Raw genomic sequence first — 24,193 nt, forward strand, 5'->3', positions numbered from 1 at the left:
GCCTTTGTTTAAAAAACGAGTCCAACACGCGCGTAAACGCTGAGGCGATCGGGCGCAAGATAATTGGGGTAGCTGACAGGGATACCCAGCGACAGCTGAGTGGAAACATGCGCGTTACGGGTGCCAAGTCCCAGCGAACTGCCCCACAGCGTGCCTGCTGCGTAGCGATCCTGTTTGTCGCTCTGGAGCCACCCGCCGTCCAGCGCCAGGGTGGTGCTGACCTCGCCGATTGCAGGCAGGGTAAACAGCGAGTAATTCAGTTCGTTACGCAGATAGCCGCCAACATCGCCGGAAAGGTATTGCTCCTTGTAGCCGCGAACCGAGTTCTCGCCACCAATCGTCAGGCGTTCGCTGCCATAGAGGCGATCCGGCGACCACTGAGCGTAAAAACTGCTGAGCCACCACATTTTCTGAGTGACTGGCCGCTGAAAGCTGCTGCTGACGCTCCATTTGCGGAATTCAGCTTTCGGAAAATCGTCGCTTTTACCCTTGTCGCTTTCCGCATCAAACCACGGCATCCCGCGGCTCAGCATCGGGTTCAGGGTGGCCACCCCACCTGCAATTTTTTGCGTATGGTTAAAACCGATCTGCAGACTGGTCAGTTTGCGGCTGCTGCTTTGAAGCAGGGTCTGATTCAGCCAGTTATGGCTGGCATAATGGTTCAGCCCAAGCTGAACACCAGTTTTGATTTGCCCGTTGCGGAACAGCACCCACGAGCCGCTGAGGCGGTTAGAGATGTTGTCGCCGTTGCTATACCAGTCGAAACTATTGGCGTTAAAGCGGCTGTGATAGTTGCTCCAGCTATAGCTGTAATCCAGCAGCCCATAGCCATAAGGCACGCTGACACCCGCCTGGAAATTTTGCGCATCGCGCCAGTCGCTGAAAGCGCTGCTGCGACCACCGCTGACAAACCAGCGATCGGCAACACCCAGCAGGTCATTACCCACCAGCGAGCCGGAAAGCTGACCTATGCCGGTGCTTCGCTGGCCGCTATTGTCCATATTCAGCCCCAGCGTCAGAGGAAACTCGGGGGGTGCTGGTCAGATTAACAATGGAATAGCCCGGCTGAGTCGAGGGAATGATTTCAATCTGAACCGGCGTAGTACGAAGCCGGTTTATCTGCTCCATACCCTGTTCAATGTCACGTAAATTTAAAATACGACCTGCACGGGTCGGGAACGCCATGTTCAGCTGACGTGCACTGGCACCCTGCAAATGAATCGCCTCAAGCTTTCCTTCCAGTACGGTGATATTTAACGTCCCGTGGGAAAGATTCTGTTCTGTCAGGAACGCCCGGCTGGTTATATAGCCGCGCTGTACATACCACTCTGAAATAGCGCGTACCAGCTGATTAATACGGTCCAGACTCAGGCACTGATTGATATAGGGAGCGACAAGTCTCTTCTGTGTATCAGGCGTGATTAAGCTCGCCTGTTGCAGTGAAATCTGGTTGATTTCAAAACAGGGGCCGCTGGCTGGCGCCGATTCGGTTTTTTGCAGCTCAACCTGATGCGCCTGTGTTAATGCGTCACGCTGCTGCTGATCCTGCTGCAACCGCTGCTGCTGCTGGTTTTGAATAACGTCAAGATCACCCGGCGTGACCGGTGCAGCCATGACATTGCTGATAAACAAACTGGCTCCGAAAACCAGCCACTTCCCTGTTTCAGGCATTTTCATCGAAGGATTAACAACGCTTATTGTAAGTTTTGTGTAAGCACAGGCGTGCAGATTACCACCTTAACAATCGGAAGTTCCTTATTGACTTAAAATAATGATGTGGTTTTACAAAAAGTAAAATTAGCGGTGATAAAACGTTTTCTAAGCCAAATTTGTAATGATTTAGCCACTTTCTATGTGTGGAGGTCATTTTCGAGTGTTAAGGGAATGGATGTAACGGCGTGCACTGATGAATATAGATCCGTGCCGGATTACTCATTCATATAACGGCGCTGGGGTATTAAGTGGGATAAAAAATAATGATATTGCTGTTTTTCGTGGTGAAGCCTGCTGGCTGAAATGACTCGCGCACTACAGATGCAAAAAAGGCCCGCAACGTAGCGGGCCTTTAACCAGACAACATACAACAACCGTTATTTTTCATGGTAGCGATGCACTGCCGGATAATATTCCAGTCCATACAGCTGGCTCAGCGGCAGCAGCAGTTCCACGTTAATATCATGCACACGTTCACTCGCCACAGGGCCGCTCAGCAGCTGTTCAAACCAGGCTATCAGTTTCTGTTTCATTTCAGGCTCTCCGCATCAGTTGATGCTCTGAGTTAACCCGCTTACACGCCCAATCTGAAGCAAAAATTTCTGCGCTGCTTATGCCGGAAATGGCATAAGCAGCCCCCATCTGTTTAGCCAGTGCCAGACACCGGCTGCTCAAAACGGTTACTGCCTTATCAGCGTCACCCAGTTCGCGCCTTTACCAGCCGGGGCTTCAGCAACCCGTTTGAGTTCACCGCTGGCGTAATCGATAGCGTAACTGCCAATCACCGCGCTCTTCTCCCCGCTGACGATCAGCCATTTACCCTGCACATCAATCGCAACACTGCGCGGCTGTTTTTCAACCGGCCAGCTGCCGATAAGTGTTAACTCACCCGACTGTTTATCAACCCGGTAGCCGCTGACGGTACTGGAGGTGCGCTCGGTGACATAGATAAATTGTCCGTCCGGGGTGATTTTAATGTCTGCCGCCCAGATGCGCGGCGTGGGATCGCTGTAGCCCGCCGGGCGCTGCTCGCCATGCTGCAGGTTATATTTCTTCGCCACCGCATTCGGCCAGGTTTTCAGCTCCGTCAGCGACCCATCCGCCGCGCGCCGGAACTGCGTAATAGTGCCGCTCATCTCCGCGAGGTTATAGAGGAAGCGATTGTCGGGCGAAATCACCGAATGTCGTGCGCCGCTGTTCTTCTCACCCTGAACAAATCCGGTTCCCAGCGGCGTTATCGCGCCGTTATCGGCAAACGCATATTGCAGTACGCGATCCGCGCCAAGGTTGCCAACGTAAAGTGAATGATTGCTGACGTCGGTAATCACCGAGTGGGCATGCGGCCCGGTTTTCACCTCGCCCGTGACCTGGGGTGTCACAACTCCTTTGTCATCAATCCGGTTGCTGGTGACGATATCGCTGTCATAGGAGGCAGCCAGCAGATAGCGCCCACTTTTGTCGGTGGTGATCCACGGAAAGCTGGCTGCAACCGGCGTCACCGCCAGTTTCTGCAAATCACCGTGCGAACCCGAGACGCGCCAGCTGATGATCGAATAAGGCGGACTCCGCAGCGCACCATAGAGCCGTTTACCATCCGGGCTGGCCGCCAGCGGCATAATCTTTTTTACCGGCAGGCGTATCGCCACGCCATTGCAGGCTGCCATTCGCCTCGCTGAGCTGATAGCGGGAAACGGTGCCGGATTCAGCATTGGAGACATAGACAAAGGTTGTCGCCCATAACGGGGCGCTACACAGCAGCGGCAGGAGTGCCAGCGCCGTTTTCAGACGGATCATAGGGTCACCTTGATAAGTAGTGTCTGCGTCGGTGCGCAGCAGGCATTACGCTAACCCTGTCCGGGGAGGCTGGCTTTGTGCAACTGTCTGAAATTCGGTTCGAAAGTCTGGAGATGTGACGGAGATGTTATTTTTAATGGTGCTGAAAGAGGTAAGACGCCTTTCCCCACGGCGGGTGAAAGGCGTTAACAACGCGCTAACCGGTTTTCGCGATCATTTTTCGATAGCGGTTGAGCCACTTGCCGCTGTTAAGTCGCCACCAGAAGAAGATGCCACGCACCGTCCAGTCGAGGAACATCCCCAGCCAGACGCCGGTCACGCCCATCCCCAGTTCAATCCCGAGCAGGTAGCCGACCACCACGCGGGCGCCCCACATGCTGAACATCGACACATACATGGTGTAACGCGCATCGCGTGCGCCCTTGAGACCGGCAGGCAGTACCCAGGAAGCGGCCCATAACGGCATAAACAGCGCGTTAAGCCAGATCAGCTGCTTCGTCACGTTAATTACTTCCGGGTCGCTGGTATAAAACCGTGCCAGCAACCCGGCCAGCGGCACCGTCAGCAGGGCCATCACGGTCAGGCAGACCGTCGCCAGCCAGAAGACGTGCCGCACCTGGCGTTCCGCCTGAAACACCTGATTCCTGCCCAGACGGGTACCGGTGATAATCGTTGAAGCCGAACCCAGCGCATTGCCTGGCAGGTTGATCAGTGAGGCGATAGAAAAAGCGATAAAATTACCGGCAATCTCGCTGGTGCCCATTCCGGCAACAAACACCTGTGTCAGCAGTTTGCCGCCGTTGAACAGCACCGACTCGATACTGGCAGGCACGCCTATTCCTAAAACTTCCATCAGAATGCTGCTGTTCCAGCGCCGGAAATAGCTCGACAGCGTAATTTTCAGTGAGGCGTTAAAGCCGATCATCAGCACGTAAATCACCGCGATCGCCCCGATATAGCGGGTGATGGTCAGTCCGAGCCCGGCACCGATAAACCCTAAACCGTCCCACGAGAAGCAGCCATAAATCAGCACGCTACTGATGATGATGTTGAGGATGTTCATGCCGCCGTTAATCAGCATCGGAATTTTGGTATTACCTGCACCGCGCAGCGCCCCGCTGCCAATCAGGGTGATGGCGGCGGCCGGATAGCTCCAGGCGGAAGTCTGCAGATAGCTCAGCGCCAGCGCTTTGACTTTCGGATCGGCGGCACCGGCAATCGCATCGACGATCAGATGGCCCCAGAACTCAATGGCGATGACCAGCACAAAGGCGAGTATCGTCATCATGGCCAGCGACTGACGCGTGGCGGCACGGGCGCGCTTGCCGTTGCGTTTTGCCAGGCTGAATGCCACCACCACCGTGGTACCGAGATCGATGGCAGCAAAGAACGAGATGATCACCATGTTGAAGCTGTCGGCCAGGCCCACACCCGCCATCGCCTCTTTACCCAGCCAGCTGACCAGGAAGGTGCTCAGTACGCCCATCAATAGCACACAGGCGTTCTCGAAAAAGATAGGCACTGCTAATGGCGATATCTCACGCCAGTAGAGCGTGCGATACGAGCGGCGTTTCGGGTACCACGCCGTGCGCTTGATCGCCTGCATCACTGCTACGCCGGGATTTTGCAAAGGATTACCAAATCAGAAGAGACTGGACAGGAGTTCTAATGATGATAGTGGGCAGAGAAATATGCAAAGTCTTTCCGGTGCAAATTAATCATGGTTACAAACTTTTTAATGCCGCCACGGCACAATCTGCCTCACTGCCCCGCCCGCTGTAGCAAACCTGATTATTTCCCTGACGTTATGATCGGTTGGCCATGCTTTGCTGCTGGCGCTTTTTCCGCCCTCTCCTCATCGGTAACGCATTTAAAAGTGGCGGATCACCCCTTCTGATCGTAAAGATTTTCTTACTGGATTTCAGTGCAGCGAATCCTCATTTAAAACAGCACTGCTCAGAATTCGCGCTTCGCTGGCGCAAAAAAACGGCGATCACAGATTCTTCACCAATCTCCGCAACAAACCCGCTAAGCTTGGGGCAAATTGCGGAAAAAAATGGAAGGAGAAACCATGCCGACACTACGGAAAAACCTGACCAGCCAGCAGGCGCTGGATGAACTCGAACGCCTGTACGATGGCGCCGTCGATGCGCTGCGCGAGGCGATTAAAGCCTTTACCGAAAACGGCACGCTGCCCGATGCCGCCGCACGGGCGCAGGGACTATTTGTTTACCCGGAGCTGCGCATCACCTGGCGCGGCGACGGTCCGCAGCAGAACCGCACGCGTGCCTGGGGACGTTTCACCCACACCGGCAGTTACAGCACCACCATCACCCGCCCGGCGTTGCTGCGCCACTATATTTCGGAACAGCTTCAGATGCTGGAGAAGGAGTATCAGCTGGAGATCGACGTGGGGCCCTCCAGCCAGGAGATCCCCTATCCTTACGTGATCGACGGTTCCGACCTGTCACTGGATCGCACCATGAGCGCCGGGATTGCGCGCCACTTCCCGACCACCGAGCTGTCGCAGATTGGCGATGAAACCGCCGATGGCCTGTTCCACGCCGATGCAAAATCCCCTCTGTCGCACTTCGACGCGCTGCGAACCGACTTCTCGCTGGCCCGCCTGCGCCACTACACTGGCACCAGCGTAGAGCACTTCCAGCCGTTTGTGCTGTTCACCAACTACACCCGTTATGTTGATGAGTTTGTGCGCTGGGCGATCGAGCAGGTGCGCGATCCCAGTACCCCTTACGACAGCCTGGCCTGCGCGGGCGATGTGGTGCTGACCGCCGACACCGCTGACAGTGAGTCGATGCTCTCGGATCTGGCGTGGAAGAAGCACCAGATGCCCGCCTGGCATCTCACCTCGCCGAATCGTCGCGGTATTACGCTGATTAATATTGGTGTTGGCCCGTCGAATGCCAAAACCATCTGCGATCATCTGGCGGTGATGCGTCCACATGCGTGGCTGATGATTGGTCACTGTGGCGGTCTGCGCGAGAGCCAGCGGATTGGTGATTATGTGCTGGCCCATGCCTATCTGCGCGACGATCACGTGCTGGACAGCGTGCTGCCGCCTGATATCCCGGTACCCAGCATTGCCGAAGTGCAGCGCGCGCTGTATGACGCCACCAAATCAGTGAGCGGCATGCCAGGCGAAGAGGTGAAGCAGCGGTTGCGTACCGGCACCGTGGTGACCACGGACGACCGCAACTGGGAACTGCGCTACTCCGCTTCGGCACTGCGCTTTAACCTGAGCCGTGCGGTGGCGGTCGATATGGAAAGCGCCACTATTGCCGCACAGGGTTATCGTTTCCGGGTGCCATATGGCACGCTGCTGTGCGTTTCAGACAAGCCGCTGCACGGTGAGATTAAGCTGCCCGGTCAGGCGAACCGTTTCTATGAAGGGGCGATTTCGGAGCATCTGCAGATTGGTATTCACGCTGTTGAGCTGCTGCGCGCCGAGGGCGATAAGCTGCATTCGCGTAAGTTGCGTACCTTTAATGAGCCGCCTTTCAGGTAAGCGTTTAACCACCTGATGCGAGGAATAAGGCCGGTACTGCTGACAGGCAGTACCGGCCTCCTGCTTTGGAATTTACCCAACGCGCATGTCAGTGCCGGGACAATTTATACTTTAAAGGTCTCTACAATCAGCCTGAGAGACTGCGCTTGCTCAGAGAGAGACTGAGAAGCACTTGATGATTCTTCTACCAGAGCAGAGTTATTTTGCGTCACCCCATCCATCTGGCTGACTGCAATACTCACCTGAGAAATCCCCTGCATCTGTTCAGCCGACGACAGCGCAATAGCATCCATGGATTCAGCCAGTTCATCCACTAAATGCACGACTTTGAGAATACTCAAACCCGTATCACTGGCAACAGTGACGCCGCATTCAACCTGTCCGACAGCCTGCTCTATTAACGCTTTAATATCTTTTGCGGCAGTCGCACTACGTTGTGCAAGCGTTCTGACTTCAGACGCGACGACAGCGAAGCCCCTTCCCGTCTCTCCCGCTCGTGCCGCTTCAACGGCTGCGTTCAGGGCAAGAATATTAGTCTGGAATGCGATGCTTTCGATGACGGCGGTGATATCTCTGACTTTAGACGCGCTTTTTGAAATATCACTCATCGTATCTGACATTCGTTTGACGTCCGTTTCCCCTCGTTTTGCAATCGAGGCGGTATCTCTCGCTGAGTTGGCTGTGTCCCTGGCAGTTTTGCTGTTATTTTGTACCGTAGCGGTGAGCTGTTCCATACTCGCAGCCGTTTCCTGCAAGGCAGCGGCCTGCTGTTCAGTGCGGGATGCAAGCTCATTGTTTCCTTCAGAAATCTCATTCGCAGAAAGGGCGACTGAAGAAGAGCCTGATTTAATTTCTGAAACGATATCCCGTAACCGAACCTGCATGCTGTTTAAAGAGGCCATGAGACTGAGAGTGTCATTTTTCTTCAAGCTAACCGGTGTGGTCAGATCCCCATTAGTGATCGCATTAGCAAGTTTCCGCGCTGTACTCGGTTCATCGCCAAAGCTCGCTCATGAGTTTACGAATAAGATAGATGCTGGTGCCCGTGCCGAACAAAATAGCCGCAACTAAAAGCGCCACCAGGATGATGTAGGCTCTTTCGGTATTTTTCGCGTTTTGAATAACTGAGTCATCCGACTGCTTTGCCAGGATTTCACTCATCAGGGTAAGACCTTCAAGCAGCGGAACCTGTGCGGGCCTGACTTTTTCCAACAGATACTTAACGGTGATATCACTGTTTTTAGCCAGTGCCAGCGGAACGGTGTTACTGAAGGCATCCAGAGCATTTTTCTCGCTGTCACTGATCTTCGCAAAGGCTTTATATTCTTCCGTATCGCCAGACTGGCTGATCATCGTATTCAGTTGATCCCTGCTGGCTGCAAATTTAGCCTTCAGTTTAACCAGACGATCAGACTGCTCCTGGATAAGAGCCTGATCTGAAAAGAGTGATAAATTCCTGACGGTTATTGCCATATCGCGCTGCGCCAGGGTAAGTTCATTGATTAATTTTGTTTTTTTTCATATCACCCTGAACAACTGACTCAAGCGTGCTTTTAGCCTGATATAAAGAGTGAATAGCGACAACGATACATATGGAGAAAAAGATGATTAACGTGCCAAATCCGGAACCGAGGCGCGTAGAGATTTTCATTAACATTCCTTGAAGGGGGGGCGGCGATATAGATCTATCGGCATCTCTTTTTTTTAACTTCAATGAATATTTATCACATAAATAATATTAACCAGAATTAATGGCACCGCTGCAAAGCATCACAAAAACTCATAAATTTGTCAGGCTTCGATGATTTCCAGTTCAACCAGAAATCGTTTTTTGTGCGTTATAAACAATCAGAACCCTTATGCTTACCGTTGTCTTAACTTATTACTGCGTTACGCTACACTGGTTTGCATGTCATAAAAATTTCATTTAACCCTTGCAGGCGCGGCTTTTAAGGCTGCTACAACCTGGATGCTTTTCGCATGCAAAAAATACCGCAATAAAAATCAGGAATACATAAATTATAATTATAAATAACGTCAGGAACTTCTGTAGATCACTTTAAACGCGGGCCGGTTCTGTGACGTTTCGCAGGATATGAATGCTTTATTAGTTCGATGAATATGGCAGAACAGACCGGCATAAGGATGCTTCAGCCCGGCCGTAGCAATCCAGCCTTCAGGCAGAAAACGCGCTGAATGCGTTGATGAGCGTGCCCGTCTGCACGATAGCCCTGGTCTGATATGCATCACGAATAAACTCTCCATCATCAGCCCTTGATACGAACGGATAGCCCGGGCAATCGCAGAGAGAAATAGATTTGCCTGACTCGCGCATCAGCTGCAGTAACAGATGAAATTAAAAGCCGTAACATAACTGAAGCATATTGCAGACGAAATATAAAAACATACACAGCAACAAAAAACATCATTATTGAGCTTGTCACTCCATAATTGCTGTGCAATATAAATAACAGCAGACTGTAGAAGCTATTTCTTAAAATTAGTGCCACATACTGGCAATGTATTCCCGCCTTTCACATAAAATAAAATAAAGGACGCATAAAGAAACTCCAAAATGTAGGAAGACTGACAAGAATTATTTGAGGAAAATTAACATACCTTTGGCAGCGCAGATAATAAATTTAATTACTCACTTAAAGAGGATTCATTGTGAAAGTTAAAAATATGACTGTGTTAGCGAGTATGGTTTTATTCTACTCCGCTCAGGGTATGGCCAGGCAATTTGATATCAGTGCAGCAAACATTGACGTCAATACCTCTAAGTCTTCCTTCATTCTTACAGGTGCGGGAGGTGCCGGCGGCGCAGGTGGCGCGGGGGGGTGCAGGAGGAGCGTTAGGCGGGCAAGGTGGTGCCGGAGGTGTTGGAGGCGCCGGAGGTGCTGGCGGAAGTAATGGTAATGGCGCCGCTAACGCCAGCCAGAATGGTAATAATTCCAATAATGATAACGGCAGTAAAAACGGCAACGGTTCTGATCAGGGTAATAACAGTAATAACGGCACCGGGAATGCTAACGGGAGTGGTGACGGTAACGGAAATGATGCAGGCAACGGCGGTGGTAATGGAGGAGGTGATGGTGGTGGTGATGGCGGCGGTGATGGCGGCGGAGACTGATAGTCTGGCGTCCATTAACTAAAAAGCTCCTGTTTGTAACCGTTATAGCAGGAGCATTATCACTGTTAGCACAGGAACAGCACATGAAACTTACCAGAAGTTACCCATTATTTTTAGCCACCGTACTGACAGTGGCATGTCCGTTTTACTCCCTGGCTCAGACTGCCAGCGACATGAATACTTCATCTTCAAATACCTCCCTCCAGCCCTCAGCAGGTAAAGACGGACAACAAGGCAATGGTGAAAACGGAGGCGCGGGAGGCAAAGGAGGCGTTCCGGGAGAAGGTACTAACGGAGGAAAAGGAGGTAATGGCGGCAATGGCGGCAATGGCGGCAATAGTGGCAATAGTGGGAGTGCCGATAATCCCGATACATCAAGTAAAAGCGGTGCGGGCGGCGCAGGTGGTGCAGGCGGTGCGGGTGGCGCAGGCAGTGCGGGTGGCGCAGGCGGTGCGGGTGGTGCGGGTGGTGCGGGTGGTGCGGGCGGCGCGGGCGGTGCAGGCGGTGCGGGTGGTAACGGAGGGACCGGTGGAGAAAGTTTTCTGAAAAGGATTTTCAAATGAAAACAATCCCTTTGTTAGCTTCGCTAATCATCATTCCGTATGCGCATGCTGAGTACAAAACGGATATGTTGAGTTCACACCATAATGTCATTCTCATTGATGCCGCTGGAGGTTCTGATGGCGGACCGGGTCAGAACGGCGGTGCCGGGGCCAATGGCGGTCCGGGTGAAAATGGAGGACGAGGGGGAAACGGAGGTATCGGCGGAAATGGAGGGCCAGGAGGAAACGGTGGTGCCGGAGCCAATGGCGGTGATGGCGGAAATGGCGGCCTGGGAGGAAGCGGTGGAAATGGAGGGAACGGAGGTGCTGGACAGAATGGCCAGGCCGGAGGCAATGGCGGGAATGGAGGAAGCGGCAGTATGGGGGGGAGATGGCGGAAACGGTGGAAATGGAGGGGATGGCAGCAATGGTAGTGCTGGTGGCGCAGGGGGGGAACGGAGGGAATGGTGGCAGCACGGGAGGTGACGGCGGTGCGGGAGGTAACGGTGGTGACGGAGGAGATGGCGGCGACTAAATTCAACCACGCCTTAATATCTCTTCTCTCCTGGCAGCAGGCTTATAAAACAGGCCAGAACAGCAATTATCACGGGTTAATTCACAGCTAAAACAGGCATTTTAATAACTCTGATTCAGCGTAAGAAAACTTTCCGTTAGCTCCGTCAGCTCAACATTAAAATCAGCTTACCTGAATTAACTAAAACGCTCAGAGATCCTGTCAACGCTGAGTATGTGTGAAACTCCTCTTTTTTTACCATCAGGGAAATGCAACCTGGAGTTGGCGTACAGTGGAGCCCCGGATTTTTGATAGCCATGATGTGAGAAATAATGGAATTAAATACACCGCTGAAATGGAGTAACGAGTAACAACAAACGCCACAAGTGAAATGCTTTTATAATTTAACCGCACAAACGAGAACAGCCGCGAATAACAACAGCTCCGCCATATTCGCTCTATTGCAATGTTTCGCAGTGTATCAGACACCGCCTGCCCCATAGCCTGGCCGACGAAACCCGCTCAGTGTTAACGCGCGGCTAAGTGATCTGAAACTCCCATACGTCTGGCGGGCGAAACCCGCTCAGTGCTAACGCGCGGCTAAATGACCTGAAACTCTCCTCGCCTGGCGGGCGAAATCCGCTCAGTGTCAGCCTGCTAAAAGCGAAACCTTATGAATCTTTCCCCGCTTTCAGCGGCCTGAGCCCAGTCAGTCCGGGTGACAAACCCACCGGCAGGGGTTTCCCAGAGGCGTCCGCAGCGCTGAGGAACAACCGGAGGCCAGGATGAGCCGACAGGACGTCGGCGAAAGGACGGCACGAGCCAGGGATGGCGAGTCCGGACGGTCCGTCGGCCGCAGGGCGTGACGAAGGCACCCCGCGTAGCGGGGCGCGCAGGCAGCCGGACGCCGGGATTGTTAAGGGGCGGGCGTACGCCCCTTAACGCGTCCGCCTGCACGGGCAACCTGAAACTCCCGAACGCCTGGCGGGCGAAACCCGCTCAGTGCTTACGCGCGGCTAAGTGATCTAAAACGTTCCATCGCCTGGCAGGCGAAACCCGCTCAGTGTCAGCCTGCTACAAAGCGAAACCTTATGAATCTTTCCCCGCTTTCAGTAACTTGAGCCCCGCCCATCCGGGTAACAAACCCACCGGCAGGGGTTTGCCAGAGGCGTCCGGAGCGCTGAGGAACAACCGGAGGCCAGGATGAGCCGACAGGACGTCGGCGAAAGGACGGCACGAGCCAGGGATGGCGAGTCCGGACGGTCCGTCGGCCGCAGGGCGTGACGAAGGCACCCCGCGTAGCGGGGCGCGCAGGCAGCCGGACGCCGGGATTGTTAAGGGGCGGGCGTACGCCCCTTAACGCGTCCGCCTGCACGGGCAACCTGAAACTCCCGAACGACTGGCGGGCGAAACCCGCTCAGTGCTAACGCGCGGCTAAGTGATCTAAAACGCCCCATCGCCTGGGCAGGCGTAACCTGCTCATAGCCAGCCCGCTGCACAGCGAAATCCGCCCGCTGCTAAGCGACCTTCCCTGCCGCCAGGCAACAACTAAGCACTCAACCATCCCAGCTTAATCACAAACAGAATCGACAGGATCACCAGCGCCGCATTCACCTCTTTCGCGCGTCCGCTCAGCAGCTTCACCAGCGTCCAGGTAATAAAACCAAACGCGATACCGTTAGCGATCGAATAGGTCAGCGGCATGGTCAGCGCGGTGACGGTGACTGGCGCGGCGGTGGTGATATCTTTCCAGTCAATCTCTGCCAGACCCGATGCCATCAGCACCGCTACAAACAGCAACGCAGGCGCGGTGGCATAAACCGGAACACTGGAGGCCAGCGGCGAGAAAAACAGGGCCAGCAGGAACAGCACGGCGACCACAATCGCGGTCAGGCCGGTACGGCCACCGGCACTCACGCCTGCCGCCGATTCCACATAACTGGTAGTGGTCGAGGTGCCGAGCAGCGAACCAAACAGCGCAGCCGCACTGTCGGCAATCAGCGCACGGCCCATCTTCGGCACGTTACCCTGCTCATCCGCCAGACCGGCGCGTTTGGTCACACCCAGCAGCGTGCCCGTGTTATCAAACACATCAACAAACAGGAAGGCAAAAATCACGCTGATCAGGCCGACGTTAAACGCGCCGGCAATATCCAGCTGCATAAAGGTCGGTGCAATCGACGGCGGTGCAGAGAAGACCCCGGCAAAGGGCGACAGACCAATGCCCATGGAGATAAAGGTCACCAGCAGAATACCGATCAGCACTGCGCCCGTCACCCGACGCGCTTCCAGTACCACGATAACCACAAAGCCAAGCATCGCCAGCAGCGGACCCGGTTTAGTCAGGTCGCCAATGCCCACCAGCGTCGCCGGGTTATCGACCACGATACCCGCCCCTTCCAGCGCAATCAGCGCCAGAAAAAGCCCGATACCGGCACCAATCCCGGCGCGCAGCGGCAGCGGAATACTGGCAATAATCCATTCACGAATCTTAAATAGCGACATCGCGAAGAAAATCACCGCCGAGAGAAACACCGCACCCAGCGCAATCTGCCACGTGTAGCCCATGTGCAGCACAACGGTGTAGGTGAAGAAGGCGTTCAGTCCCATACCCGGAGCCAGCGCAATCGGATAGTTGGCGATCAGCCCCATCAGCACGCAGCCAATCGCCGCCGCCAGACAGGTGGCAACAAATACCGCGCCCTTGTCCATGCCGGTCGCGCCCAGAATGCTTGGGTTCACAAACAGAATATAAGCCATCGCCAGGAAGGTGGTGATCCCGGCGATAATCTCAGTACGAACCGTCGTGTTATGCGCTTTGAGTTTGAATAGTTTTTCTAACATCATCATCTCTCGATACAGGAGACATCAGTCTCACTTGCCAAAGGGGTTTGCATGCTGATTATTCTGTTTCCGGGACACTGATGCCGGACGCTGCATACTTGCGTGCCAGAATCGCCTGAAATCCCTGACTTACCCACTGCCCAAAGCAATTGCCATGCCAGCTACCGACGCAATCGATTACCTGGCAGAGCCGGGTACGCCTAAGAGAATTCCGAACCAAAACGAGGCGCGATTATGGTGCAATGCACCGATGCCGCGCAATCGTTTTCCTGCGGCAAACAGGCAACCCCGAAAAACTCTGCGCCAGCGCACGCTTCCGCACTCTCACAGGCGAAGCTGGTCACGTTTCAGCACGCTGCCTCAGCAAGCTTTTCTGGCCTGTGTAGACTCCTGAATTAACTCTTTAGTAACACTGAGGCCGCGCAATGAAGCCAGCAATTTTGGTGGTGGATGATGATCCTGCAGTCTGCGACGTCTTGCAGGATGCGTTAAGTGAACATCTGTTAACGGTCTACCGCTGTCATCAGGGACGCGAGGCGCTATCGATGCTCAGCGAACACCCGGAAATCTCGCTGGTGATGCTGGATATGATGCTGCCCGATACCAACGGGCTACTGGTGTTGCAGCAGCTTCAGCGTCAGCGACCCGAAGTGCTGGTGATTATGCTGACCGGTATGGGTTCTGAAGCGGAGATGGTGGTGGGCCTTGAGATGGGCGCAGATGATTACATCGCCAAACCCTTTAATCCACGCGTGGTAGTAGCGAGAACCCGGGCGGCCCTGCGTCGCAGCGGACGCATTGCCCAGGCCGACCCTGAACAGGAGGGCTGGCGTTTTGGCGGCTGGCAACTGGATGATGGCCGCTGCCAGCTGTTTAATCCGCAGCGCGAGCTGGTGCCGCTGACCCAGGGGGGAATATAGCCTGTTACGCGCGCTGGTTCGCCACGCCCGAAAAGTGCTGACCCGCGATCAGTTGCTGGAGCTGACCCATAGCGAAAGTCTCGACGTGTTTGATCGCACCATCGACGTGCTGATCATGCGGTTGCGCCGTAAAATCGAAATCAATCCGCACCAGCCCAACCTGATCCGCACCATTCGCGGACTGGGTTATGTCTTTTCGGCCGATGTGGTGAAACCCGATTCAACAACGCGTGCCAGTCAGATTGCCTGATTACGCCTGCCGCGCGCAGGATAGCCAGTGCGCGTAATCGTTGCACAGCAGCCAGCGCGGCGCTTCATCTTCCTCCAGTGGGTTGAAACGAGCCAGCGGCGTCAGAAACACATTGTCGTTTTCATCATCGTTGGGCATCGACACCTCGCCCACCAGCACGTCGCCGAAGCCACTTTCCCCCCAGAAACTGTGCCAGATGCCCGCCTCCAGCGTCACGCTTTCACCCGGTGAGAGCCGGAGCTGTGAACCGGCGGCATGGGTCTGGCGCAGGCCATCCAGCGACACCGCCACCAGAGAATCAGCCAGCCCGTCACCTTCGCGGTTATGCAGTTCGACAATCAGATTCCCGCCGCCGCGATTAATGATGTCTTCCATCTTGCGCGGATGGTAGTGCATCGGCGTCTGCTGCCCTTCCCGCACATGCATTATTTTCTCGGCGTAGGGTTTATGCCACGGCTGCCCGCCTGGTGAACCGTTGCGCAGGGTAAACAGTGTCAGCCCGGTCTGCAGAAAATCAGCCGCGCCAAAACTGGTGAGATCCCAGCCCAGCCGCAACGCCAGAATCTCCTGCGCCACATCACGATCCTGAGCCCGCCACTGGCTCACATCGAAATCGGCCCACGGCGGCAGATGCACATCCTGCTGTCGGAAAAACTCGCGCGTATGTTGCAGGTAATAATTAACCTCTGAACGTTGCATGGTGGCCTCCTGAGGGTACTGACAAAGTCTGGCCCGGGTTAGCTGTAAGAGCGAGCCTGCGCAGAGAGCCCGGTCAGATCGGAAAGTCGCTAAGGCCAATCCCTGGCCGCTCGGCCCGCGCCGTCCCTGGCGCGGGACGCTTTCCTCCTCTGACCGGGTTCCCTGCGCGATAAGGTTATTCGTTGCTGCCAGATTCACCCTGATTTAAGTCTGTCAGAAGTCTGAAGCGGGTGCCGCACTAAAGCTTATTTCACCGTCCAGCCCTGGTAGCTGCCGATATTATTACGATCGATCAGTTTCACCGGGATCAGTACCGGCTTATCGGGTGCCGGTTTGCCCTGCAGGATGTCATAACCAATCTCGACCGCTTTGGCGGCCATGACCTGCGGGTCCTGCGCAGGCGTCGCGACGAACAGTGAATTCTTGCGCTTCAGCGCCTCTTCACCGTCCGGCGAGCCATCGACGCCAACGATAAAGAACTCATTGCGCTGCGCCTGTTTCGCCGCTAAGTCTGCGCCAATCGCTGTCGGGTCATTGATGGCAAACACCGCATCAATCTTTGGATTAGCAGAGAGCAGACCGGTCATGACTTCCAGTCCGCCTTCACGACTGCCTTTGGCGTTCTGGTTGTATGAGAGCAGCTTGATGTCCGGATGGGTTTTCAGTTCGGTCATACAGCCTTCAACGCGGTTCTGCACCGCAGAGACCGGTGGTCCGTTGATGATCACCACGTTGCCTTTGTTCTTCAGGCGGTCAGAAATATATTTACAGGCCATCGCGCCCGCCTCGGTGTTATCGGAGGTGATGGTCGCATTCGCGCCATCGGCCGCCACGTCGACCGCCACCACGACGATACCGGCATCACGCGCCCGCTTCACCGCCGGGGCGATCCCTTTAGAGTCGGCGGCGTTGAGAATAATCATGTCGACTTTGGCCGCAATAAAGTTATCAATCTGGCCCACCTGCTGACCGAGATCGTAACCGCTGGAGACCAGCGTCACATTCACTTTATCGCCCGCCAGCTGACGCGCCTTCATCTCAGCGCCTTTGGTGATCTGCACGAAGAAGGGGTTTGCCAGATCGCCGACCGTTACGCCGATAGATTTGAGTTCTTTTGCCTGAGCCAGGCCGGTACTGAACAGCGTCGCCGCCAGCAGCCCGGTTACAATCGGATTAAAACGCATAGACCTTCTCCTGCTGTTTTCAAGGTGCCAACCACTTAATGGCGTTTTTTAGGTGGCGGAGGTGAAATGGCACATCCGCCCTTATAAGACTCAACTCACATGATGACGGGTACGGTATTTGTCGATCAGGACCGCGATGATGATGACCGCGCCCTTGATCACCAGCTGCCAGAAGTAGGAGACCCCCATCAGCGTCATGCCGTTATTCAGCGTGGCGATAATCAGTGCACCAATCAGGGTGCCGGTGATGGTGCCGATGCCGCCGACAAAGCTGGTGCCGCCGAGGATCACCGCCGCAATCGCATCCAGCTCATAGCCAACCCCGAGGTTGCCGTTGGCGCTGTAAAGCCGCGAGGCACTCATCAGACCGCCCAGCCCCGACAGCAGGCCGCTCATGCCGTAGACAAACAGCAGCACCATTCCGACCTTGATACCGGTGAGACGCGCCGCCTGGATATTGCCGCCGACCGCGTAGATATGTACGCCCAGCGTGGTGCGGCGCAGGATGAACCAGCAGATGGCGATCACCGCAAAGGCAATCACAATCAGCCACGGCACCGGCCCGAGATAGCCGTTGCCGATCCACTCAAAGTTAATATCGGAGTTGATTACCGTGGTGCCATCCGCCAGCAGGTAAGCGGCTCCGCGCAGCGCGGTGTAGGTGCCAAGCGTGACGATAAAGGGCGGCAACCCGGCCCAGGCGACCAGGATGCCGTTGAACAGCCCCATCACCAGGCCTGCGCCCAGCGCCATCGGAATGGTCATGGAAGCCAGCATCGGATCCAGCGACGCTACCAGCGCCACCACCGCGGTGGTCCCCAGCATTGACCCCACCGACAGGTCGATGCCGCCGGTGAGGATCACAAAGGTCATGCCCGCCGCCAGCACGATATTAATCGACGCCTGACGGGTGATATTGAGCAGGTTTGCTTCGGTGAAGAAGTTCGGCGTGACGAAACCAAATACCGCCACGATCAGGATCAGAATCGGCAGGATACCCACCGTTTGCAGCAGATCGCCCATCAGGGCGCGTTTCAGCGTCGGTGCTTTGGTGCGGGCCAGTTGTGTCATGGTGGTCTCCTTAGATTTCGCCTGCTGACGCGCTGTGCGCACCGGTTGCCAGCGTCATAATATTTTCCTGACTGATGTGGCTGCCCTCCAGCTCACCGACGATGGTGCCTTCGTGCATCACGTAAACGCGGTCGCTCATCCCGACCACTTCCGGCAGTTCGCTGGAGATCATCAGAATCGCCACACCCTGCCGCGCCATCTCCTGCATCATCCGGTAGATCTCACTTTTCGCCCCGACATCGACGCCGCGCGTCGGCTCATCGAGGATCAGAATGCGCGGACCAATCGCCACCCAGCGTGAAATCAGCAGCTTCTGCTGGTTACCGCCCGACAGACCGCCCGCCCGGACCTGAGCGTGAGGAACGCGAATATTGAGTGAAGCAATCGCCTCATTGGCGATGGTCTGCCCTTTGCGTCTGTTCAGCATCCCGTAACTGGCGTCACGTTCCAGCGTCGCCATCACGATGTTCTCCTGCGCCGCCATCTCCAGAAACAATCCCTGCTCTTTGCGGTTTTCGGTGAGAAAACCGATGCCGCGTGCAATCGCATCGCGCGGTGAATGGATGGTGACCTTCTCGCCATCGATCCAGATCTCGCCCTCTTTCGGCTTGTGCACGCCAAAAATCAGCTGTGCCAGTTCGCTGCGGCCTGCGCCCACCAGCCCGGCCAGGCCGACAATCTCTCCGGCCCGCACTTCAAGACTGCTGGGATGCACTTTGCCGCCGTCGGTAAGGTGATTGACCGCCAGCCGGATGTCGCCCAGTGGGATAGTACGGTCTTTGTTAAACAGGTCGCTGAGCGGCCGTCCGACCATCATCCGCACCAGTTCGCTGGCGTTAAGCTGGTCACGGGTCAGGCTGCCCACATACTCCCCGTCGCGCAGCACGCTGACGCGGTCGGACAGCTCATACACCTCCGCCATGCGGTGGCTGATATAGATGATCGCCATGCCTTCGCTGCGCAGCCGTTTGATCAGGGCGAACAGCTGTTCGGTTTCGCGGTTGGAGAGCGCGGCGGTCGGCTCATCCATCACCAGAATGCGGCTGTTGCGCTGCAGCGCGCGGGCGATCTCCACCTGCTGCTGCTCGGCGATGCTCAGACGGCTGACCAGATCCCAGGCGCTGAACTGCGCGCCGAGCCGGTCAATGACCCGCTGCGCCTCTTCGGCCATCTGCCGCCGCCTGACCAGCCCGCCGGGCGCGATTTCGCTGCCGAGAAAAATGTTCTCCGCCACCGTCAGGTTAGGTGCCAGGTTGATCTCCTGATAAATCAGGGTGATCCCGGCGGCCAGTGCCTCTTTCGGCCCTTTCAGCGCCCAGGGCTTGCCTTCAATTAAAATTTCCCCGCTGCTGGCGGTATAGGCACCGGCCAGAATCTTCATCAGTGTGCTTTTACCCGCGCCGTTCTCCCCCATCAGCGCGTGGACCTCACCGGGATAAACCGTGAGATCGACGCCCTTCAGGGCATAAAAGCTGCCGAAGCGCCGGGTAATTCCCCGCATTTCCAGTATCGGTGTGGCTGTCATCGCCTCGCTCCTGCGGACTGTGGATAGCCGTCAGTAAAGCAACGCCAGATAAACGGAAAATGTCAGCGCCCATTCATATTTGTCATAAACGCCTGCCTGCACGCTCCTATACTCGGCCCATCGTTGCAGTGAATAAGAGGTCGTGGGATGCAGCGCACTTATCCGTGGCAGGCCGGGGCACGTGGACGCCTGTTGCTGTTCAATCTGCTGGTGGTGTCGGTCACGCTGATGGTCAGCGTGGTGGCGATCTTCGGCTTTCGTCATGCCGGGGCGATTCAGGAGCAGGCACAGGCGCAGACCCTGGCCGACATGAACGGCAGCCTGGCGCTGGCGCGGGATACCGCCAACGTGGCGACAGCGGCAGTGCGGCTGTCACAGGTGGTGGGCGCGCTGGAGTACCAGAGCGAATCACAGCGGCTGCAGCAGAATCAGCAGGCGTTGCAGCAGTCGCTGAGCCTGCTGGCCAGTGCGCCGCTGGCGGCACGTCAGCCGGAGCGCATCGCCCGGATCCGCGCCCGCAGCCTGATGCTGGAACAGACGATTAACAGCCTGCTGCTGACCGGTCACCAGCGTCATCTGCAGCGCAACAACATGCTGAGCGACCTGTGGCAGACACAGATTCTGCTCAGCCATATCGACCAGCTGGTACAGCGGGAACAGCGGACGCTACCGGATGCCGCGCTGCGGGAGCAAACCGAACGGCTGATCACCATCGCGATCCGCACACCCTCGCCCATCGCCGTCATCGAACAGCTCCAGCAGGTGATGGCGCAGTGGCGCAACGTGCCGCTGACGGGCGTGACCGGCGAAAACGTGCAGCGACTGCTGGCTACCCAGCAGCGCCTGCTGCCGCTGGCAGAGGCGCTGGAGCAGAGCGACCTGGCGATCGCCTATGCCACCTACCGGATTAAAGCGCTGGTGGCGATGCTGAATGAAGATATCAGCGCCTCGGTGCAGCAGGTGGCGTTACAGAGTGAGGCGCGCACCCTGGCGACCCACCGTGAGCTGGATTCCATCATCGGCTTTATCGCGCTGTTTGCGCTGCTGGCGCTGGCAATCACCGGCTATGCCGGTATCTACATCTATCGCAATCTCGGGTCGAGCCTGACGGCGATTGCCGGAGCCATGACGCGGCTGGCGCAGGGCGAGCAGAACGTCAGCGTGCCAGGGCTGCAACGCCGCGACGAGCTGGGCGAGCTGGCGCGGGCGTTTAACGTCTTTGCCCGTAACACCGCCTCGCTGGCTCACACCTCACGGCTGCTGAAAGAGAAGAGTAATCAGCTGGAGTCCACCTTTCTGGCGATGCGGGACGGCTTTGCGCTGTTTGATAACAACGGTCAGCTGGTGGTGTGGAATGCCCAGTATGCGGAGCTGCTCGGCATCGCACCGCATGAGCTGCATCGCGGCGTTCTCTGGCAGCAACTGCTGGCGCCGCTGGCGGTGGATCTGCACGATCCCGGTGAACCGCAGGAGATCCGGCTGGCCGATGGTCGTACGCTGGAGCTGCGCTTCAGCCCGATTCCGCGGCGCGGCATGGTCAATACCGTGCTGGACCGGACCTCGCGTAAAACGCTGGAGGAGGCGCTGCAGCATAGCCAGAAGATGAAGGCGGTCGGCCAGCTGACCGGCGGACTGGCGCACGACTTCAATAATCTGCTGGCGGTGATTATCGGCAGTCTGGCGCTGACCGAAGGCCAGCTGACGCCCGGCCCGCTGGCCAGCCGGATTGAGCGGGCGCGGCAGGCGGCCGATCGCGCTGCCCAGCTGACCCAGCGGCTGCTGGCGTTCTCACGCAAGCAGGCACTCTATCCCCGTGCGGTGTCGGTGGTGACGCTGGTGGATAACCTGCAGGGGCTGCTGCTGCACTCGCTGCTGCCCGGTCAGCAGCTGATTATTGATGCGCAGCGTCCCGGCTGGCCCGCCTGGATTGATGCCAGCCAGCTGGAAAATGCGCTGATGAATCTGGTGGTGAATGCCCGCGATGCGATGCATCAGCAAAGCGGTGAAATCCGGCTGCGCATCTGGAATCAGCGCCGTCTGGAGGGCGATGAAAAGCGTGACAGGGTCACAATCGAGGTGATAGACCACGGCTGCGGCATGTCGGCCGGGGTTCGTGAGCAGGTGTTTGAGCCTTTTTTCACTACCAAGGCTACCGGCAGCGGCAGCGGGCTGGGCCTGTCGATGGTTTATGGTTTTGTACGGCAGTCAGGCGGCCAGATCGAACTGGAAACCGCGCCAGGCCAGGGCACAACGGTGCGGCTGCTGTTGCCACGCGCGCCGGAAGCTGCCGTCGCGGCAGTGATCACCCCGCCATCGCCTGTGCACATTGAGACGGACATTGCGGCGGCCAGTAACCGGCTGGTGCTGGTGCTGGATGATGAACCGGCGGTGCGCCAGACGCTCTGTGAGCATCTGCATCAGCTGGGCTATCTGACGCTGGAGTGTGGTGACGGTGAAGAGGCGCTGGCGCTGCTGCGCCAGACACCTGATATCGACCTGCTGATCAGCGACCTGATGCTGCCCGGCGAGATTAACGGTGCGGAGGTGATCCGCGAGGCGCAGCAGAACTGGCCGCAGCTGGCGACGCTGCTCATCAGCGGTCAGGACCTGCGCCACCAGCCGGTGACGCTGCCGCTGTGCGAACGGCTGGCGAAGCCCTGGCAGCAGGCACAGCTGGTGCAGGCGTTACAGCGCGCCTGGCAGCGCAGCAAAAGGCTTAATCGCGCGCAGCAGGCTGCCACAACGGCACCGGCTTCCCACTGATGTAGCGCTTGCGCAGGCGGCTGGAGATCACATCCATCACCATCACTACCACCACCAGAATCAGCGTAAGGAACATCACCACATCCCAGTTCCAGAGGCGCATATTCTCAGCGTAAACCAGACCGACGCCCCCGGCGCCGACAAAGCCCAGCACCGCCGCTGAGCGGGTATTGGACTCTATCTGGTAAAGGCTCAGCGCCAGAAACTGCGGGAATGACTGGGTGAAGATGCCGAAGCGGTGTTTCTGCAGGCTGTTGGCGCCGACGGCGCCCAGTCCGCGACCCGGTGAACGCTCCACCGCTTCGTGCCCTTCGGCGTAGAGTTTGCCGAGCAGACCGACATCCTGCAGGATAATTGCCAGCACCCCGGCCAGCGGCCCCATGCCGACCGCCCGGACGAAGATCAGCCCCCAGATCGCCATGTCGATGCCGCGCAACACGTCAAACAGACGGCGCATCAGAAACGCCAGCGGTTTCGCGGTTCGGCTGTGCATCACGTTGCGCGCCGCCAGAAACGACAGCGGCAGCGCCAGCAGCGAGGCAGTCAGCGTACCGGCAAAGACAATCCCTAAGGTGATACCGACCTGCGACAGATAGTAGCCAAACGGCCAGTTCAGGAAGTCGTGCCAGACAAACATCCGCAGGAAATAGCGCCCCAGCTGCTGACAGCCCATCAGCAAACGCGACCACTCCAGACCAAACACCGAAAAGAAAAAGAGGTAATAGAGCAGCACCGCCAGTGTCATCAGCGCCAGGCGACGCAGATAGCGCGGCTGTGCGGCGAAGAGTTCACGATGCTGCTGCTTCATTAGCGCGATATCGGGAACGGTGCTTATCATGTCCTGTCTCCTGTCACACGGCGACGAAGCTGGCCGGAGAGCGTATCCAGCAGCGACACCACAATCAGGATCAGCAGCAGAGTAATACTGACCTGATCGTAGCGGTCCAGTTTGATGTTGGTCATCAGCTCCTGGCCGATGCCGCCCGCCCCGACCAGCCCAAGGATGGTTGAGGAGCGGAAGTTAATCTCCAGCCGCATAAAGCTATAGGAGAGAAAGACCGGCTTGACCTGTGGCCAGAAGGCGAAACGCATCCGCTGCAGCTTGCTGGCTCCGCAGGCCGCCAGGCCGCGCACCGGCTTATCCGACGCCGACTCAATCGCCTCGTAAAACAGCTTGGTCAGGCTGCCCACGGTGTGCAGCGCCAGCGCCAGAAAACCGGGGATCGCCCCGATGCCAAAGGCCATCACAAACATCACCGCCCACGCCAGCTCTGGCATGGTGCGCAGGAAGGCGACAAAGGCGCGAATCGTCATCCGCACGCTGACCGGCGTCTGAGTGTTGTCGGCGGCGAAAAAGGCCAGCACCGCGGCCAGTGCCACCGCCACCAGCGTCGAAGCCAGCGCCAGTTGTAGTGTTTCCCAGATCAGCGGCAGCTGGATCGGCAGACGGTAGCCCCAGTAAGCCAGCGAGCCTTCGGTCTTGCCGTCTGCAAACAGCAGCGGCAGATGCAGCACCGGCAGGATTTCGTGCAGGTAGTCAAAGAAGTGCGGCAGCGACTGCCAGACGGTGAGCAGATTAAATTCTGCCACCCTGCCCGCCGCCAGGTAGAGTGCCACCAGCAGCAGTGACCAGAGCAGCGTGTCTCGTTTCTGCTGACGACGGATGCGTTGATAGTAGTGTTCGAATTCGGTCAAAGGGGATCTCCGGCGCTAAA

General features: G+C 56.8%; 14 protein-coding genes and 4 pseudogenes. 5 read left to right on the forward strand and 13 right to left on the reverse strand.

The annotated features are described in order from the left end of the window. Positions 1 to 8: 8 nt before the first annotated feature. The 4 genes and pseudogenes from JNO11_RS11895 to JNO11_RS11915 form a co-directional block, all read right to left on the reverse strand. A pseudogene (locus JNO11_RS11895) lies at positions 9 to 1,677 on the reverse strand (ShlB/FhaC/HecB family hemolysin secretion/activation protein). A 413-nt stretch (positions 1,678 to 2,090) separates the two neighbouring features. Beyond that, on the reverse strand, positions 2,091 to 2,246 hold the full coding sequence (locus JNO11_RS11900) for a hypothetical protein (RefSeq protein WP_010670871.1): 156 nt from the start codon (positions 2,244 to 2,246) through the stop codon (positions 2,091 to 2,093). 147 nt (positions 2,247 to 2,393) lie between these two features. Beyond that, a pseudogene (locus JNO11_RS11905) lies at positions 2,394 to 3,507 on the reverse strand (beta-propeller fold lactonase family protein). A gap of 196 nt (positions 3,508 to 3,703) precedes the next feature. Beyond that, positions 3,704 to 5,113 (reverse strand): EmmdR/YeeO family multidrug/toxin efflux MATE transporter, encoded by a 1,410-nt coding sequence (locus JNO11_RS11915; protein ID WP_022625464.1) that lies wholly within the window; start codon positions 5,111 to 5,113, stop codon positions 3,704 to 3,706. Between the two features lie 465 nt (positions 5,114 to 5,578). On the opposite strand from JNO11_RS11915, the gene JNO11_RS11920 reads away from it, so the two are divergent. Further along, the gene (locus JNO11_RS11920; protein ID WP_031591057.1) at positions 5,579 to 7,033 is read left to right on the forward strand and encodes an AMP nucleosidase; all 1,455 of its coding nucleotides are present in this window, start codon (positions 5,579 to 5,581) and stop codon (positions 7,031 to 7,033) included. Between the two features lie 104 nt (positions 7,034 to 7,137). On the opposite strand, the pseudogene JNO11_RS11925 reads toward JNO11_RS11920, so the two are convergent. Continuing rightward, positions 7,138 to 8,684: pseudogene (locus JNO11_RS11925) on the reverse strand (methyl-accepting chemotaxis protein). 1,203 nt (positions 8,685 to 9,887) lie between these two features. After that, positions 9,888 to 10,181, reverse strand: a complete 294-nt coding sequence (locus JNO11_RS11930) for a hypothetical protein (protein ID WP_325177328.1) — start codon at positions 10,179 to 10,181, stop codon at positions 9,888 to 9,890. Positions 10,182 to 10,475: 294 nt separating this feature from the next. On the opposite strand from JNO11_RS11930, the gene JNO11_RS11935 reads away from it, so the two are divergent. Both JNO11_RS11935 and JNO11_RS11940 read left to right on the forward strand, forming a co-directional pair. Continuing rightward, complete coding sequence (locus JNO11_RS11935; RefSeq protein ID WP_325177329.1) at positions 10,476 to 10,712, forward strand: hypothetical protein; 237 nt, start codon at positions 10,476 to 10,478, stop codon at positions 10,710 to 10,712. A 101-nt stretch (positions 10,713 to 10,813) separates the two neighbouring features. Then, a complete protein-coding gene (locus tag JNO11_RS11940; RefSeq protein ID WP_325177330.1) occupies positions 10,814 to 11,194 on the forward strand; it encodes a hypothetical protein in 381 nt (126 codons plus the stop codon). 1,576 nt (positions 11,195 to 12,770) lie between these two features. On the opposite strand, the gene JNO11_RS11945 is transcribed toward JNO11_RS11940, so the two are convergent. Next, positions 12,771 to 14,069, reverse strand: coding sequence for an NCS2 family permease (locus JNO11_RS11945; protein ID WP_212685931.1), 1,299 nt, complete (start codon positions 14,067 to 14,069; stop codon positions 12,771 to 12,773). A 422-nt stretch (positions 14,070 to 14,491) separates the two neighbouring features. On the opposite strand from JNO11_RS11945, the pseudogene JNO11_RS11950 reads away from it, so the two are divergent. Next, positions 14,492 to 15,236 (forward strand): annotated as a pseudogene (locus tag JNO11_RS11950) (response regulator transcription factor). Here JNO11_RS11950 and JNO11_RS11955 read toward each other — a convergent pair. The 4 genes from JNO11_RS11955 to JNO11_RS11970 all read right to left on the reverse strand — a co-directional run bounded on the left by JNO11_RS11955 (position 15,237) and on the right by JNO11_RS11970 (position 19,715). Next, positions 15,237 to 15,935: a D-lyxose/D-mannose family sugar isomerase gene (locus JNO11_RS11955; RefSeq protein ID WP_325177331.1), complete on the reverse strand. Its 699-nt coding sequence runs from the start codon at positions 15,933 to 15,935 to the stop codon at positions 15,237 to 15,239. Between the two features lie 245 nt (positions 15,936 to 16,180). After that, entirely contained in the window at positions 16,181 to 17,119 is a 939-nt protein-coding gene (locus JNO11_RS11960; RefSeq protein WP_325177332.1) for an ABC transporter substrate-binding protein, read from the reverse strand. Between the two features lie 90 nt (positions 17,120 to 17,209). Further along, complete coding sequence (locus tag JNO11_RS11965; protein WP_010670880.1) at positions 17,210 to 18,190, reverse strand: ribose ABC transporter permease; 981 nt, start codon at positions 18,188 to 18,190, stop codon at positions 17,210 to 17,212. Positions 18,191 to 18,200: 10 nt separating this feature from the next. Then, a complete protein-coding gene (locus JNO11_RS11970) occupies positions 18,201 to 19,715 on the reverse strand; it encodes a sugar ABC transporter ATP-binding protein (protein WP_099257521.1) in 1,515 nt (504 codons plus the stop codon). 147 nt (positions 19,716 to 19,862) lie between these two features. Between JNO11_RS11970 and JNO11_RS11975 the strand changes: the two genes are divergently transcribed. Continuing rightward, entirely contained in the window at positions 19,863 to 22,478 is a 2,616-nt protein-coding gene (locus JNO11_RS11975; protein ID WP_325177333.1) for an ATP-binding protein, read from the forward strand. Here JNO11_RS11975 and phnE (JNO11_RS11980) read toward each other — a convergent pair. Then, on the reverse strand, positions 22,432 to 23,316 hold the full coding sequence (gene phnE / locus JNO11_RS11980) for a phosphonate ABC transporter, permease protein PhnE (RefSeq protein WP_010247767.1): 885 nt from the start codon (positions 23,314 to 23,316) through the stop codon (positions 22,432 to 22,434). The genes JNO11_RS11975 and phnE (JNO11_RS11980) overlap by 47 nt on opposite strands. Beyond that, positions 23,313 to 24,173, reverse strand: coding sequence for a phosphonate ABC transporter, permease protein PhnE (gene phnE / locus JNO11_RS11985; RefSeq protein ID WP_010670882.1), 861 nt, complete (start codon positions 24,171 to 24,173; stop codon positions 23,313 to 23,315). Before phnE (JNO11_RS11985) ends, phnE (JNO11_RS11980) begins: the two co-directional genes overlap by 4 nt. Between the last annotated feature and the right edge of the window lie 20 nt (positions 24,174 to 24,193).

Source organism: Pantoea sp. 1B4 (genome assembly GCF_016925765.1).
GTDB classification, from domain to species: domain Bacteria; phylum Pseudomonadota; class Gammaproteobacteria; order Enterobacterales; family Enterobacteriaceae; genus Pantoea; species Pantoea agglomerans.

Excerpts from the sequence above, each read along its gene's own strand:
- JNO11_RS11900 (WP_010670871.1), bottom strand. The coding sequence starts at position 2,246 with ATGAAACAGAAACTGATAGCCTGGTTTGAACAGCTGCTGAGCGGCCCT.
- JNO11_RS11915 (WP_022625464.1), bottom strand. The coding sequence starts at position 5,113 with ATGCAGGCGATCAAGCGCACGGCGTGGTACCCGAAACGCCGCTCGTAT.
- JNO11_RS11920 (WP_031591057.1), top strand. The coding sequence starts at position 5,579 with ATGCCGACACTACGGAAAAACCTGACCAGCCAGCAGGCGCTGGATGAA.
- JNO11_RS11930 (WP_325177328.1), bottom strand. The coding sequence starts at position 10,181 with ATGGACGCCAGACTATCAGTCTCCGCCGCCATCACCGCCGCCATCACC.
- JNO11_RS11935 (WP_325177329.1), top strand. The coding sequence starts at position 10,476 with ATGGCGGCAATGGCGGCAATGGCGGCAATAGTGGCAATAGTGGGAGTG.
- JNO11_RS11940 (WP_325177330.1), top strand. The coding sequence starts at position 10,814 with ATGTCATTCTCATTGATGCCGCTGGAGGTTCTGATGGCGGACCGGGTC.
- JNO11_RS11945 (WP_212685931.1), bottom strand. The coding sequence starts at position 14,069 with ATGATGTTAGAAAAACTATTCAAACTCAAAGCGCATAACACGACGGTT.
- JNO11_RS11955 (WP_325177331.1), bottom strand. The coding sequence starts at position 15,935 with ATGCAACGTTCAGAGGTTAATTATTACCTGCAACATACGCGCGAGTTT.
- JNO11_RS11960 (WP_325177332.1), bottom strand. The coding sequence starts at position 17,119 with ATGCGTTTTAATCCGATTGTAACCGGGCTGCTGGCGGCGACGCTGTTC.
- JNO11_RS11965 (WP_010670880.1), bottom strand. The coding sequence starts at position 18,190 with ATGACACAACTGGCCCGCACCAAAGCACCGACGCTGAAACGCGCCCTG.
- JNO11_RS11970 (WP_099257521.1), bottom strand. The coding sequence starts at position 19,715 with ATGACAGCCACACCGATACTGGAAATGCGGGGAATTACCCGGCGCTTC.
- JNO11_RS11975 (WP_325177333.1), top strand. The coding sequence starts at position 19,863 with ATGCAGCGCACTTATCCGTGGCAGGCCGGGGCACGTGGACGCCTGTTG.
- phnE (WP_010247767.1), bottom strand. The coding sequence starts at position 23,316 with ATGATAAGCACCGTTCCCGATATCGCGCTAATGAAGCAGCAGCATCGT.